Here is a 12,685-nt window from a genome sequence, read left to right as displayed (position 1 = left end):
GGAAACTCGGTGGGTTGGATAATTTCTTCCCGCAGAGCTTTTGTTCCGCGGCGTTGCGACCACGGTCAGGAGATCCGCCTTTGACAACAGCACATGCTCCTGACATGGACGAACATACGCGGCAACTTGAACAGGCCCTGAAGGAGAAAGAGGCGGCCCTGCGCGAACTGCAGCACAGGGCCAAGAACAGCCTTCAGCTCGTCATCAGCCTCCTGAAGCTCCAGAGCGGCCGCATTCGCGACCCTGATGCCCGGACCGCCTACGACTTGACGCTTCAGCGGATCGAGGCGCTGGCCATCGCCTACCGTCACCTGCACGAGTCCGGCAGCGAGACGCAGGTCGAGTTCGGCCGGTATCTGAGCGAATTGGTGACGACCACCAGCGCCAACGTGCCGGGCGGAGCCCAGGGGACCGAGATCGACGTCCAGTCCGAGAAGATCACCGGCGGCCTTTCGCTCGCCGTGCCGCTGGGCCTGATCGTCAACGAGTTGCTGACCAATAGCCTGCGGCACGCCTTTCCGGCCAAAAGCTGGATCCGCATCTCGCTGACGCGCCCCGCCCCGGACATGCTCGACCTGGTGATCGCCGACAACGGCCGAGGGCTGCCTTCCGGCTTCGACCCGGACGCCGATGCCGGGATGCTGCTGGCCGAAGCGCTGGCGGCGCAGTTGAACGCGACGCTGACGGCCGAGACGACCGGCAGCGGCACCGTCGTGCGGATGGCGATCCCGCTCTGACGGCCCCGCGGCTCCCTCCCGAAACAGGAAAGCCCGCCGAACGGGGTTCGGCGGGCTTTCGCGTCTTGTTCGGCAAAGGTGCCGGCGCGGTCCTTACTTGGACGCGGCCTCTTCCTTGTTGTTCATGCCGCGGCCGGTCGTGCGCTCGCTGATGCGCGCCCGCTTGCCGCGCAGCTCGCGCAGGTAATAGAGCTTGGCGCGGCGGACGTCGCCCTTGCGGACCAGCTCGATGCTGTCGATCCGCGGGCTGTACAGCGGGAACACGCGCTCCACGCCCTCGCCGTAGCTGATCTTGCGAACGGTGAAGCTGCTGTTCAGCCCGGCGTTCTTGCGGGCGATGCAGACGCCCTCGTAGGCCTGGACGCGCTCGCGCGTGCCCTCGACCACCTTCACGTTGACGCGCAGCGTGTCGCCGGGGGAAAACTCCGGAACGCCGCGCTTGTCGACCAGCTTCTGGACCTGTTCGGCCTCGATCTGCTGAATGATGTTCATCGCACTCACCCCTTACCTTCACTGATGGCGCGCCGAACCCTTGGCAGGCTCCCGGCGGACCCGTTTGTCATCTATTCCATCGTCACGACGCGGTCGCGCCGGCGGCGCTTCCGCGGTTCTTCCGCCTCGCGGGCGGCCTCGTAGCGGGACCACAGGTCGGGCCGCCGGGCCCTGGTGATCCGCTCCGCCTCGGCCAGCCGCCAGGCCCGTACCTTCTCGTGGTGACCGGAAAGCAGGACTTCCGGCACCGTGCGCCCCTGCCAGTCGGCCGGCCGCGTATAATGGGGATACTCCAGCAATCCCCGCTCGAAACTCTCCTCCCCGGCGGTCTCCTCGTTGCCCATGACGCCCGGCAGAAGCCGGACGACGGCATCGATCAGGGCCAGGGCCGCCGGTTCGCCGCCGGACAGCACGAAGTCGCCGAGGCTGACCTCCTCGGCCCGGTGGGCCTCCAGGACCCGCTCGTCGACCCCTTCGTAGCGTCCGCACAGAAGGGTCACCAGGGTTTCCGCCGCCAGTTCCCTGACCAGGGGCTGGTCGAGCAGGCGCCCGCGCGGCGACAGGTAGATGACCCGGCCGCGTTCCGCCGCTTCCGCGCCGCCGGTGGCGGCCGTCAGCGCCGCGTCCAGGACATCCGGCCGCATGACCATGCCGGGACCGCCGCCGAACGGGGTATCGTCGACCGAGCGGTGTTTATCGCGTGCGAAAGACCGGATGTCCACTGCTTCCAGGGACCAGATCCCGCTTTCGAGCGCCCGCCCGGCCAAGCTGAGACCCAGCGGCCCCGGGAACATCTCCGGGAAGAGGGTCAGCACGCGGACGGTCCAGGACCGGTCCATCACGCCCCCTCCCTGCCGCCGGCGCCGTGATCGCCGCCGTCATCGTCGTCGTCGTCCCGATCCGGGGCGCCCGGCGGCGCCAGCAGGTCTTCGGGCGGGTCGGCGACGATGCGTCCGCCGGCCACGTCCACCACCGGCACGACGGCCCTGGTGAACGGAACCATGGCGGTCCGCCGGTCGGGAAGCACCACTTCGAGCATGTCCCCGCCGCCGAAATCGTGGAGGGCGACCACCGTGCCGATCCGCTCGCCGTCCGGCCGCAGGACCGGCAGGCCGATCAGGTCGGCATGGTAGAACTCGTCCTCGTCCTCGGGCGGCGGCAGACGATCCCGCTCGACATGGAGCAGCACGCCGCGCAAGGCTTCCGCGGCGGTCCGGTCGGCAACCCCCTGCACACGGGCCAGCCAATAGTCCTTCATCGCCGACTGGAGCTCGACGGTGAAGCGGCGGGTACCCGTGTGGTCGGTGAGCGGATTGTAGTCCGCGATGGCGGCGGGATCGCCGGTGAAGCTCTTCAGCTTCACCAGGCCGCGCACGCCATGCACGCCCACGATCTGGCCGACGCACACGCGTGCGCCAGTTGCATCGGGCTTGCCTGCGGACCGGGGTGCCATGGGAGGAGACCTGAGCCTTCGAGATTACCGGGCGTGATTACTCGGCGCTGCCGGCGGCTTCCGCCTCGGCGCGCTTGGCGGCGGCGGCCTGCTCCGCCTTGATCCGCTCCTGGGCCTTCGCCTTCGGGGCGGCCTGCTTCGGGTTCTGGCGCTGGGACGGCATCGGCATGACCTCCGCGCGGCCGAGGAACAGCTCGACCCGGTCGGTCGGCTGGGCGCCGACGGACAGCCAATGCTTGGCGCGCTCGGTATTGAGCACGACCCGCTCCGGATGATCCTTGGCCAGCATCGGGTTGTAGGTGCCGATCTTCTCGATGAAGCGGCCATCGCGCGGGCTGCGCGCGTCGGTGACGACGATGGCGTAGAACGGGCGCTTCTTGGCGCCGCCGCGGGTCAGACGGATCTTCAAGGACATTGCGAAACTACTCTCTTCACTCAGGTTGCAGGTATTGGCTGTCTTGTCGGTAGGCGAACTGTCTTAGGCGAACCGTCTCGGGGCGAAACTGTCCGTGCGGCGGCTTACGGGAAGCCCTTGCCGCGGGGAAGAAGACCGGCCAGGCCCTGGCGCATCATGCCTTTCTGGCCCATCTTCTTGACCTTCTTCATCATGGTCTGCATGTCCTGGAACTGCTTGAGCAGCCGGTTGACATCCTGGACCTGCACGCCCGACCCCAGGGCGATGCGGCGCTTTCGCGACGCCTTGATGAGGTCGGGATTGCGCCGCTCGGCCTTGGTCATGGACGAGATGATGGCTTCCTGCTTCTTCAGGATGCCCTCGTCGATGTTGGCGTCCTTGAGCTGGTTCTTGATCTTGCCGATGCCCGGCAGCATCCCGAGCATGCCGCCCATGCCGCCCATCTTGCGGATCTGCTTGAGCTGGTTCGCCATGTCGTCGAGGTCGAAGGTGCCCTTCTCCATTTTCTTGGCGAGCTTCTCGGCCTCCGCCTTGTCGATGTTCTCGGCGGCCTTCTCGACCAGGCTGACCACGTCGCCCATGCCGAGGATCCGGCCGGCGATGCGGTCGGGGTGGAAGGCTTCGAGGGCGTCCACCTTCTCGCCGACGCCCAGCAGCTTGATCGGCTTGCCGGTGATCTGGCGCATCGACAGCGCGGCGCCGCCGCGGGCGTCGCCGTCGATCCGGGTCAGCACGATGCCGGAGATGCCGACGCGGTCCTGGAAGTTGGTCGCGACCGTCACCGCGTCCTGACCGGTCATGGCGTCCACGACCAGCAGCGTCTCCACGGGCTTCGTGGCGTCGCGGACGGCGGCCACCTCGGCCATCAGCTCGTCGTCGATCGCGAGGCGGCCGGCGGTGTCGAGCATGACGACATCGTAGCCTTCGAGCCGGCCGGTCTGCATGGCGCGCTTCGCAATCTCCACCGGCTGCTGGCCGGGGACGATCGGGAGGGTCGCGACCTGGACCTGCTCGCCGAGGATCTTGAGCTGTTCCTGGGCCGCCGGGCGCCGCGTGTCCAGCGAGGCCATCAGGACCTTCTTGCGCTCCCGCGTCTTGAGGCGGAGCGCGATCTTGGCGGTGCTGGTTGTCTTGCCCGAGCCCTGGAGGCCGACCATCAGGATCGGCACGGGGGCGGCGGCCTCGAGGTTGATGCCTTCGCTGGACGAGCCCAGCATCTCGACCAGATGGTCGTGGACGATCTTGACGACCATCTGGCCCGGGGTCACCGAGCGCAGGACCTCCTGGCCGACGGCCTTCTCCTTGACGCCGGCGATGAACTGCTTGACGACGGGCAAGGCCACGTCGGCTTCGAGCAAGGCGACGCGCACCTCGCGCAGAGCGATCCCGACATCCTCCTCGCTCAGCGCGCCACGCCGCGTGAGACGATCGAAGATGTCTCCCAGCCGTCCGGTCAGCCCTTCAAACATGCGTCACTCGGTCATGGTTCGCGAAAGTCGGATGCCCCGCCCCACTGCGCCGCCGCGACGGCCAGACTGGCTGGCCATGCGCCCGACATGCGCCCAAACGGAAACGCGCCAGTGCGCGAAACTCGCGGACCGGCGGGCACCCTCGGGCGCATAGAAGGCGGCTCATGGGATTGAGCGGACCGCGAAACTAGGGGACCGGAGCGGCGATGTCAACAGGAGGGTTATGCCTCCATGCGGCACCCTCCGGCACCTTCCTCGGCTACCGCAGATCTCCCCCTGTAAAGGCCGCAAATGTCATCATTCGTGACGGCAGGCCCCGACGGTCGGGAAGCCGGCGGGTGTTCGTGACCGCGGCTGACGACACCCCCCTCCCCTGGCAAGGACGCAAATGTCAGCATCCGTGATGACAGGGCTGTCGGCGAGCGATGTCGCGGTGCGTCGAGCAGCCGTTGCGATCCCGCAAAGTTGCATGCGTCATGACGACGCTCGTATGAGGCGAATGCCTGTTCTAGTTTGGATATGCGGACAGCGACCGGGACTGGCCCGGCCGCCTCCGCTACAGAGGGAGCAGTCCGATGCGGAAACATCGGTTCTCTCTCCAGGTCTGGTTCCAGGCGTTCAGGGTGAAGATCCTGTTTGTCCTGCAATTCTAGACCGGGAGCCGGCGGCGGGAGACACATCCCGCCGCCTACTCTCGAAAGATAAGCGAACCACCGAAATTCTTCAACGGTGTCGTGGGCCTCCGGGGCGGAGGATTGCGCCTGCCGTGAGGTCGGCATGCCGGCCGGCAGACCGGCTTCGTGCAGGCACTCGACCATTTTTCGCTTGCGGATGCGGCGTACCCGGATATGCGGGATCCTTGTCCGGAAACATGCCCCCGATGTGGAGTTGATGGATCTCTCGGCGGACCTTCCCGGTTCCTGTGGAGACCTCGCCGAAAAACCTTGGGTCCACTTCAGGAGAATGCAGCATGAGTGATCAACCACACCGCGCCCTCAGCGATGTCCTTGATCGATTGGAGAGCACGGCACGAGGCGAGAGCATAACCGTGCAGGAAGTGGTCGAGAAACTTGGTCACAAATCCTTTGCGTCATTGATGCTGATTTTTTCACTGATCTCCACCTCGCCGGCCAGCGCGATCCCTGGCCTGACGGCGACGGTCGCGGCAATCATCTTCATTCTGGTCGTGCAGATGATCCTCGGACGGGATTGCGTCTGGCTGCCACAGATCATCAGCCATCGGCGCCTGTCCACGGAGAAGCTTTGCAAGGGGATCGGCTGGCTGCGCAAGCCCGTGCTGTTCGTGGAACGGTTCTTGAAAGCGCGGCTCACTCTTTTCCTTCATCGGCCGTGGCTTTTCCTGCCTTTGTTCCTGATCCTGGCGCTGACGCTGTTCATGCCGTTCATGGAGGTGATACCGACCTCGGGGTCCATCGCGTCGGCCGTGATAGCATTCTTTGCTGCCGGGCTGCTGACCAGGGACGGCGGCCTCGTCCTGTTCTCGCTGATCCTGCTCCTGGCGGTGCCCGTGGCCGTCTGGCACTTCGGCTTCAGCTGAACCGCGCGAAGTCCCGAGTCCCGCATCCCACTGTCGCGGATGGCAATCATATTTGCGGCTCTGTGAATTCAAAACGGATGAAATTTCGTCTGCAGGTTGCTACGCGCGGACTCGAACCAGGTATCGCTCCGCATGACGGCGCTGGCGGAGTCTGCAAGCGATGAGCGGGTCAAGCCCAAGGCTGTCCGGCACGGCTGTTGCCGATCAACCATTGAGAACATTTCTAGAGACTGTTTTCTCCTTCAGTTCGTCATCCGCGGGCTTCACCCGCGGATCTCAAGGCACGGAGGCTCCGATGCTTCCCGTGAAAGATGGCCGGATCAAGTCCACGGCTGTCCGGCACGGTTTTGCTTTTTCGCTCGAAAGGCCGCGCTGTGGACGAGAACGCCCCCTTTTCGTCATGGCCGGACTTGATCCACGGCTGTCCGGCATGGCGGTTGCGCACTGCTCACAAGCCTGAACTCAAGGCGAAACTACCCCTTTTTCGTCATGGCCGGACTTGATCCGGCCATCGTCTCACAGGTCTCACCGGGGCTCCGTGGCTGGAGATGCCCGGATCAAGTCCGGGCATGACGATTAAGGGAAGATGAAGTATCCTGAGCATCAGCTTGGGGTTGATCAGCAATCATCGTGCCGGACTGCCGTGGACTTGCTCCGGCCATCATCTCGTAGGTCTCACCGAGGCTCCGTGGCTGGAGATGCCCGGATCAAGTCCGGGCATGACAACAAAGAGAGGCGTCCCCTCTCTGAGAACCCGCTGTGGCTGAGCAAGCAGCAACCGTGCCGGACCGTCACGCCAACTTGGTGACGATGCCGATCGCCCGCTTGCGGCAAAGGCTCATATCGTCCCCGCGCCCGGGTCGTCGCGCCGGTTCATCAGGCGACCGCGACCGTGTCTCCGCGAGATCCATGAGCGTCCCCATAGCCTTCTCAAACCATGATACCGGCAACTTGTATTGTATGTGGGAAGCCGCAACGCGATCCGCCGGCTAACGGTACGCCGAGCCGTCCTCCGCCCGGGCGGGGTGGTCCAGGTAGCGGCCCTGCTTCGGGACGGCGACGCGGTCGAATTCCTCCGCCAGGCGGTAGAGGGCGGTGCGCATCTCCGGCCCTTTCATGGGTTCGCCGTGCCCGGTGACGACCAGGTCGGGATCGAGGGCGGCGAGCCTCGCGACGGACCGCTTCGCCTTGTCCCATTCCACGGTGTAATAGGTCGGCGGGCCGTGCATCTCCGCCCGCTGGACCGCGACGGCGTAGGCGGACTCCTGCCCCGTCGTCACGAAGGCGTCGCCGGCGACGATGGTGCGGTCGGTCTCGCGCCAGAGCGACACGTGGCCGACGCTGTGGCCGGGCGTGTGGAGCCAGCGCCAGCCGGGCATCTCCGGGATGGTGCCGTCTTCCGGGAAAGCCCGGAGCCGGCCGCCGACATCGACAGGGCCGCGCGGGTAGAAGCGGGCCAGGGCCGCCATGGCGCCGCCGCCGACGGAGGGATCGCCCGGCGGGTAGGACGCCCTGCCGTTCAGATAGGGATGTTCGAGCGGGTGGGCATAGACGGGAACGTCCCATTCCCGGGCCAGATCCTCCAGCGCGCCGATATGGTCGAAATGGCCGTGGGTCATGACGATGGCCGAAGGCCGGGCGCCGGGGCCGAACCGCTCGCCAGCAGCCCCCGTGATCATGCCCTTGGTACCGGGAATGCCCGCGTCGATCAGGACCCATTGCCGGTCGCCGGCGCCGGGACGGCCCCAGAAGACGACGTTGACGATGCCGAGCCGGCGGTAGGCCAGGTCGGGGGCGATCTGGTGGGTCTTGTCGCCGCGCGCCGAGTCCAGTTCGGGATCGACCGCGCTGGCGTTCGGGGACAAGGGAATCTGCTCGGCCATCTCTGTGCTTTCCCGCCTTCGGTTTCTGTCCGGAGATCCGGTCATCGGGTCCGCTGAACCAACCGGCCGCGGTTCCGACCGTTCCCGAAGGAGTTTGGAAAGATTTCACCCTTGGTTACCGATCGGTCACAGCGACCTTAACGAATCGTTCGTCCTTTCCGCATATCCTTGCCTTGGAAGACTCCAGGATGGCTCCCCCCAAATGGCTTCTGCCTCCGCCGAAACCAGCGAGATCCCCCGCGCCAAGCTCTCCCAGCAGGAGCTGAACGCCCTGACGAACCGGCACAAGGCGTTCCTGAAGCGGCAGCCCGGGGGGACGCGCGCCGTTTTCAAGATGCGCGACCTGTCACACCTGGATCTCAGCGGACTGGACCTGACCGACGCCGACTTCAGCGGGGCCAAGCTGTTCAGCACCCGCCTGCTGGGCTGCAACCTGACGGGCGCCGATCTCTACGGCACCGACCTGCGCCTGGCGAACCTGACCGGCGCCACCCTCATGAAGACCGACCTGCGCGGCGCCTGCCTGCGCGGCGCCATCCTGAGCGAGGCCATGCTGATCGAGGCGGACCTGCGCGACGGCATGCTGGTCCATATGGGCAAGTCGGGCGAGATGGCGTCGGTCAACCAGGAGGCGGTCAAGCTCACCACGGAGCTGACCTGCGCCATCATGCGCGGCGCCAACCTGTCGCGCGCCCGGGTATCCAACGCCTTCGTGATGCAGACCGACATGACCGACGCGGTCATGCGCGGCACCAAGTTCGTCCGGGCCAACCTGACCAATTCCGACCTGACCGGGGCGGACCTGCAGGGCGCCGACCTGACCGGCGCCAACCTGACCGGCGCCCGGCTGACCGGTGCCATCCTGTCCGGCGCGGTGCTCGACAGCGCGCGGCTGGCGAACGCCGTGCTGATCGGCGCGATCCTGGACGACGCGCAGCGCCGCGCGCCCGAACTGGCTGGAGCCGTGCTGGCGAAGGATTTCGCCGGCCTCGGCCGCACCTTGCCGGAGATCGCCGCGGGCCACGCCGCCTGGATGGACAGCGGGGGCAAGGAGGGGCATCGCGCCGACCTCTCCGGCTATGAGCTGACCGGATTCGACCTGCGTGGGATGAACCTGTCGGCCGCGGTGCTGCAGGGCGCCACCCTGGTCAAGGCCGACATGAGATCCGCCGTGCTGGCCATGGCCGACATGTCGCTGTGCGACCTGCGCCGGATCAACCTGTCGAACGCCGACCTGCGCGGAGCCAACCTGGAGCGGGCGACCCTCACCGGGGCGGACCTGAGCGGCGCCAAGCTGAACCCCGTGCACATCCAGAGCGGCAGCGGCCATGTCTGGCGCGCCAACCTGCACCGGGTACGGCTGGAGGGGGCCAATCTCCAGGGCGCCGACCTGCGCAAGGTCAACCTGACCGACGCGGTGCTGTCGCGCGCCGACCTGCGCGGGGCGGACCTGCGGGAGGCCAACCTGACCGGCGCCGACCTGAAAGGCGCCCGGTTGGAAGGCGCCGACATGGCCGGGGCCACGGGCGCCTGAGCCGGCGTCCGCACTGGCGATTCCGCTCAGCCCGAAGGTTCGACTCAGTAGGAGAATTCGGCGAAGACGCGGTCGATGTCGCCCTGCCATTCGCCATGGTAGCGGTTGAGCAGGATCGTCGCCGGGGTCGCGCCGGTCTCGGCCACTTCCAGCAGGGTATTGATGAAGTGGGTCTCGTCGTCGCCCCAGCGGTCGTTGCGGGCGCGCCGCCGCAGACCTTCTCCGGCGATCCCCAGGACCTCGGCCGCAACCTCGCGCAGGGGGCGGCCCCGGTGGGTGGCGTCCAGGGCGAGGCGCGGCACCTCGGCGCGGAGATGGGCCCGCTCCTCCGCCGTCCAGTCCTTGACCAGGTCCCAGGCGGCGTCCAGCGCCGTGCCGTCGTAGAGCAGCCCGACCCACAGGGCCGGCAGCGCGCACAGGCCGCGCCACGGTCCGCCGTCGGCGCCGCGCATCTCCAGGTAGCGTTTCAGGCGTACTTCCGGGAACAGCGTGGTCAGGTGGTCGGCCCAGTCGGTCATCAGCGGCAGTTCGCCCGGCAGCGCCGGCAGGCGGCCCTGGAGGAAGTCGCGGAAGCTCTGGCCTGAGGCGTCGATGTACTTCCCGTCGCGGTAGACGAAGTACATCGGCACGTCGAGGGCATAGTCTGCATATTGCTGGAACCCGAACCCCTCCTCGAACACGAACGGCAGGTCGCCGCAGCGGTCGGGGTCGGTGTCGGTCCAGATATGGCTCCGGAAGCTCTGGAAGCCGTTGGGCCGGCCCTCGGTGAAGGGCGAGTTGGCGAACAGCGCCGTCGCGATCGGCTGGAGGGCCAGGCTGACGCGGAACTTCTTCACCATGTCGGCCTCGGACCCGAAGTCCAGGTTGACCTGCACGGTACAGGTCCGCATCATCATGTCGAGGCCGAGCGAGCCGCGCTTCGGCATGTACTCGCGCATGATCTTGTAGCGGCCCTTGGGCATCCACGGGATCTCGTCCCGCTTCCATTTCGGATTGAAGCCCAGGCCGATCATGCCGATGCCCAACTCGCGGCCGACCTGCTTGACCTGGTCCAGGTGCTCGTGGACCTCCGCGCAGGTGTCGTGCAGGGTTTCCAGCGGGGCACCGGACAGTTCCACCTGCCCGCCCGGCTCCAGGCTGATGTTGCAGGAGCCGCAGGTCAGCGCGATGACGTTCTCGCCCTCGTACACGGGTTCCCAGCCGAAGCGGGTCATCCGGTTGAGCAGCTCGCCGATGCCGTCCGGCCCGTCGTAGGGCAGCGGGCGCAGGTCGCTGGTGCGGTACGCGAACTTCTCGTGCTCGGTCCCGATACGCCATTCCGACGCGGGCTTGCTGCCCTGCTCGAGATGGCTCACCAGACTGCGCGGGTCGGAAATCGGTTCGCCGCGGGACTTCGGAGGGGCGGACATGGGTGCCTGATCAACCTGGTTCTTGGAAACGGAACGGGGGACGCACGTCGGCGCCGCCTGCCGCCCAGTCCCCGGCGAGGGCCTGCCAGCAGGCGAGCGCGGCGAGCGCCGCCGTGTCGGCACGCAGGATCCTTGGCCCCAGCCCGACCGGAACAACAAATGGCAGTTTCAGCAACCCGTCAAGCTCCTCCTTGGCGAAGCCCCCTTCCGGGCCGGTCAGGATCGCCGCCGGGCCGGGCGCCAAATCCGCGACGGCGCTGGCGATCGGCCTGACCGGACCGGCTTCGGCGCATAGCAGGATCACGCGTTCCGCCGGCCAGTCGCGCATCGCCTGGTCGAGCCGGGCCGGCTCCCTCAGCTCCGGAACGGTCAGACGCTCGCACTGCTCCGCCGCCTCGATCGCGTTGGCGCGCAGCCGGTCGACATTGACGCGGGCCACGTCGGTATGGCGGGTCAGCACCGGCCAGACCAGGGACGCGCCGAGCTCCGCGGCCTTCTCCGCGACGAAGTCGATCCGCGCCCTCTTGATCGGGGCGAACAGCAGCCACAGGTCGGGTTCCGGCGCCTGGGGCCGGCGCAGCGCATCGACCGCCAGGCTGCACCAGCCCTTGCCGAAGCCGTCGATTCGGGCGGCCCACTCGCCGTCGCGGCCGTTGAACAGCGCGACCCGGTCGCCGCGGTCGAGCCGAAGCACATGGCGCAGATAATGCGCCCGCTCGTGGTCGAGGCCCACGGTGGCCCCGCCAGACAGCGGTTCCGCGACATAGAGGCGGGTCCGCAGGGGTTCGCGGTCGGTATCGGTCTCCATGGTCTCCATCAATGGTCGGGCGGGATCGGGTCAGGTTTCGAGGAAGTCGAGCAGTGCGGCGGCGAACTCCTCCGGCCGCTCCTCGGGAATGAAGTGGCCGCAGTCCAGCGCCTGGCCGCGCACGTCCAGCGCCACTTCCCGCCAGGTCGCCGGCACGTCGAAGCAGCGGTCCATGGTGGCCCGCGCGCCCCACAGGGCCAGCAGCGGGCACGACACCTTCACGCCGGCGGCGCGGTCGGCCCGGTCGTGCTCCAGGTCGATCGTGGCGGCGGCGCGGTAATCCTCGCACATGGCGTGGATCGCGGCGGGATTCCGGAAGCAGCGGATATACTCGGCCATGGCTTCCGGCGTGAAATGGGCGGTGCCGACGCCCCACATGCTGGTCTTGCGCCGCAGGTAGAATTCCGGATCCAGGCCGATCATGTGCTCCGGCAGCGGGTGGGGCTGGATCAGGAAGAACCAGTGGTAATAGGCGGTGGCGAGCTGCTGGTCGACGCTCTGGAAGGTGGTCAGCGTCGGCACGATGTCGAGCACCGCCAGCCGCCGGACCCGGGCGGCATGGTCGATCGCCATGCGGTGGGCGACCCGGCCGCCGCGGTCGTGGCCGACCACCTGGAAGCGCTCGAACCCGAGGATGCGCATCACCTCCACCTGGTCGCGCGCCATCTCCCGCTTGGAATAGGAGGAATGGTCCTCCGTCGTCGGCACCTTCTCGCTATCGCCGTAGCCGCGCAGGTCGGTCGCCACGACGGTGAACCGTTCGGCCAGGGCGCCGGCCACCTTGTGCCAGATCACGTGGTTCTGCGGGAAGCCGTGCAGGAGCAGCAGGGGCGGACCGTCACCGCCGACGACGAGGTTGATCTCGGCACCGCTGGTCGCGATGCGCCGCCGCGTGAATCCTTCGAACATTCCGTCGTCTCCCGAAGC

Annotated in this window: 12 protein-coding genes; 3 read left to right on the top strand and 9 right to left on the bottom strand. The window is 67.3% G+C overall.

Features of this window, described 5'->3' with window-relative positions; translation table 11 throughout:
• Positions 1-104 precede the first annotated feature (104 nt).
• Complete coding sequence (locus IGS68_RS07335; protein ID WP_201078514.1) at positions 105-737, top strand: sensor histidine kinase; 633 nt, start codon at positions 105-107, stop codon at positions 735-737.
• Positions 738-830: 93 nt separating this feature from the next.
• Here IGS68_RS07335 and rplS read toward each other — a convergent pair whose 3' ends face one another.
• The 5 genes from rplS to ffh form a co-directional block, all read right to left on the bottom strand.
• A complete protein-coding gene (gene rplS / locus IGS68_RS07330) occupies positions 831-1,229 on the bottom strand; it encodes a 50S ribosomal protein L19 (protein ID WP_201078512.1) in 399 nt (132 codons plus the stop codon).
• Positions 1,230-1,300: 71 nt separating this feature from the next.
• Positions 1,301-2,068: a tRNA (guanosine(37)-N1)-methyltransferase TrmD gene (gene trmD, locus IGS68_RS07325; RefSeq protein ID WP_201078510.1), complete on the bottom strand. Its 768-nt coding sequence runs from the start codon at positions 2,066-2,068 to the stop codon at positions 1,301-1,303.
• Entirely contained in the window at positions 2,068-2,682 is a 615-nt protein-coding gene (rimM, locus tag IGS68_RS07320; RefSeq protein WP_201078508.1) for a ribosome maturation factor RimM, read from the bottom strand. The genes trmD and rimM overlap by 1 nt, the downstream gene beginning before the upstream one ends.
• Before the next feature lie 37 nt (positions 2,683-2,719).
• A complete protein-coding gene (gene rpsP / locus IGS68_RS07315) occupies positions 2,720-3,097 on the bottom strand; it encodes a 30S ribosomal protein S16 (RefSeq protein ID WP_201078506.1) in 378 nt (125 codons plus the stop codon).
• A 104-nt stretch (positions 3,098-3,201) separates the two neighbouring features.
• Entirely contained in the window at positions 3,202-4,566 is a 1,365-nt protein-coding gene (ffh, locus tag IGS68_RS07310) for a signal recognition particle protein (RefSeq protein WP_201078504.1), read from the bottom strand.
• A 970-nt stretch (positions 4,567-5,536) separates the two neighbouring features.
• On the opposite strand from ffh, the gene IGS68_RS07305 reads away from it, so the two are divergent.
• Positions 5,537-6,124, top strand: coding sequence for an exopolysaccharide biosynthesis protein (locus tag IGS68_RS07305; protein WP_201078502.1), 588 nt, complete (start codon positions 5,537-5,539; stop codon positions 6,122-6,124).
• A gap of 989 nt (positions 6,125-7,113) precedes the next feature.
• On the opposite strand, the gene IGS68_RS07300 is transcribed toward IGS68_RS07305, so the two are convergent.
• The gene (locus tag IGS68_RS07300; protein ID WP_201078500.1) at positions 7,114-8,007 is read right to left on the bottom strand and encodes an MBL fold metallo-hydrolase; all 894 of its coding nucleotides are present in this window, start codon (positions 8,005-8,007) and stop codon (positions 7,114-7,116) included.
• 202 nt (positions 8,008-8,209) lie between these two features.
• Here IGS68_RS07300 and IGS68_RS07295 point away from each other — a divergent pair, with 202 nt between their 5' ends.
• On the top strand, positions 8,210-9,541 hold the full coding sequence (locus IGS68_RS07295) for a pentapeptide repeat-containing protein (RefSeq protein WP_201078498.1): 1,332 nt from the start codon (positions 8,210-8,212) through the stop codon (positions 9,539-9,541).
• Between the two features lie 44 nt (positions 9,542-9,585).
• Here IGS68_RS07295 and IGS68_RS07290 read toward each other — a convergent pair whose 3' ends face one another.
• Genes IGS68_RS07290 through IGS68_RS07280 form a run of 3 tightly spaced genes read right to left on the bottom strand, consistent with a single transcriptional unit; the run spans position 9,586 to position 12,667 of the window.
• Positions 9,586-10,950 (bottom strand): glutamate--cysteine ligase, encoded by a 1,365-nt coding sequence (locus IGS68_RS07290; protein WP_201078496.1) that lies wholly within the window; start codon positions 10,948-10,950, stop codon positions 9,586-9,588.
• Between the two features lie 10 nt (positions 10,951-10,960).
• The gene (locus IGS68_RS07285; RefSeq protein WP_201078494.1) at positions 10,961-11,758 is read right to left on the bottom strand and encodes a 16S rRNA (uracil(1498)-N(3))-methyltransferase; all 798 of its coding nucleotides are present in this window, start codon (positions 11,756-11,758) and stop codon (positions 10,961-10,963) included.
• 30 nt (positions 11,759-11,788) lie between these two features.
• Positions 11,789-12,667: an alpha/beta fold hydrolase gene (locus IGS68_RS07280; protein WP_201078492.1), complete on the bottom strand. Its 879-nt coding sequence runs from the start codon at positions 12,665-12,667 to the stop codon at positions 11,789-11,791.
• Positions 12,668-12,685: the final 18 nt, after the last annotated feature.

The sequence above is a fragment of the Skermanella sp. TT6 genome, assembly GCF_016653635.2.
Lineage (GTDB): Bacteria > Pseudomonadota > Alphaproteobacteria > Azospirillales > Azospirillaceae > Skermanella > Skermanella cutis.
The sequence above is the reverse complement of the archived record's forward strand: the minus strand, read 5'-3'. Positions and strand labels throughout refer to the sequence as shown.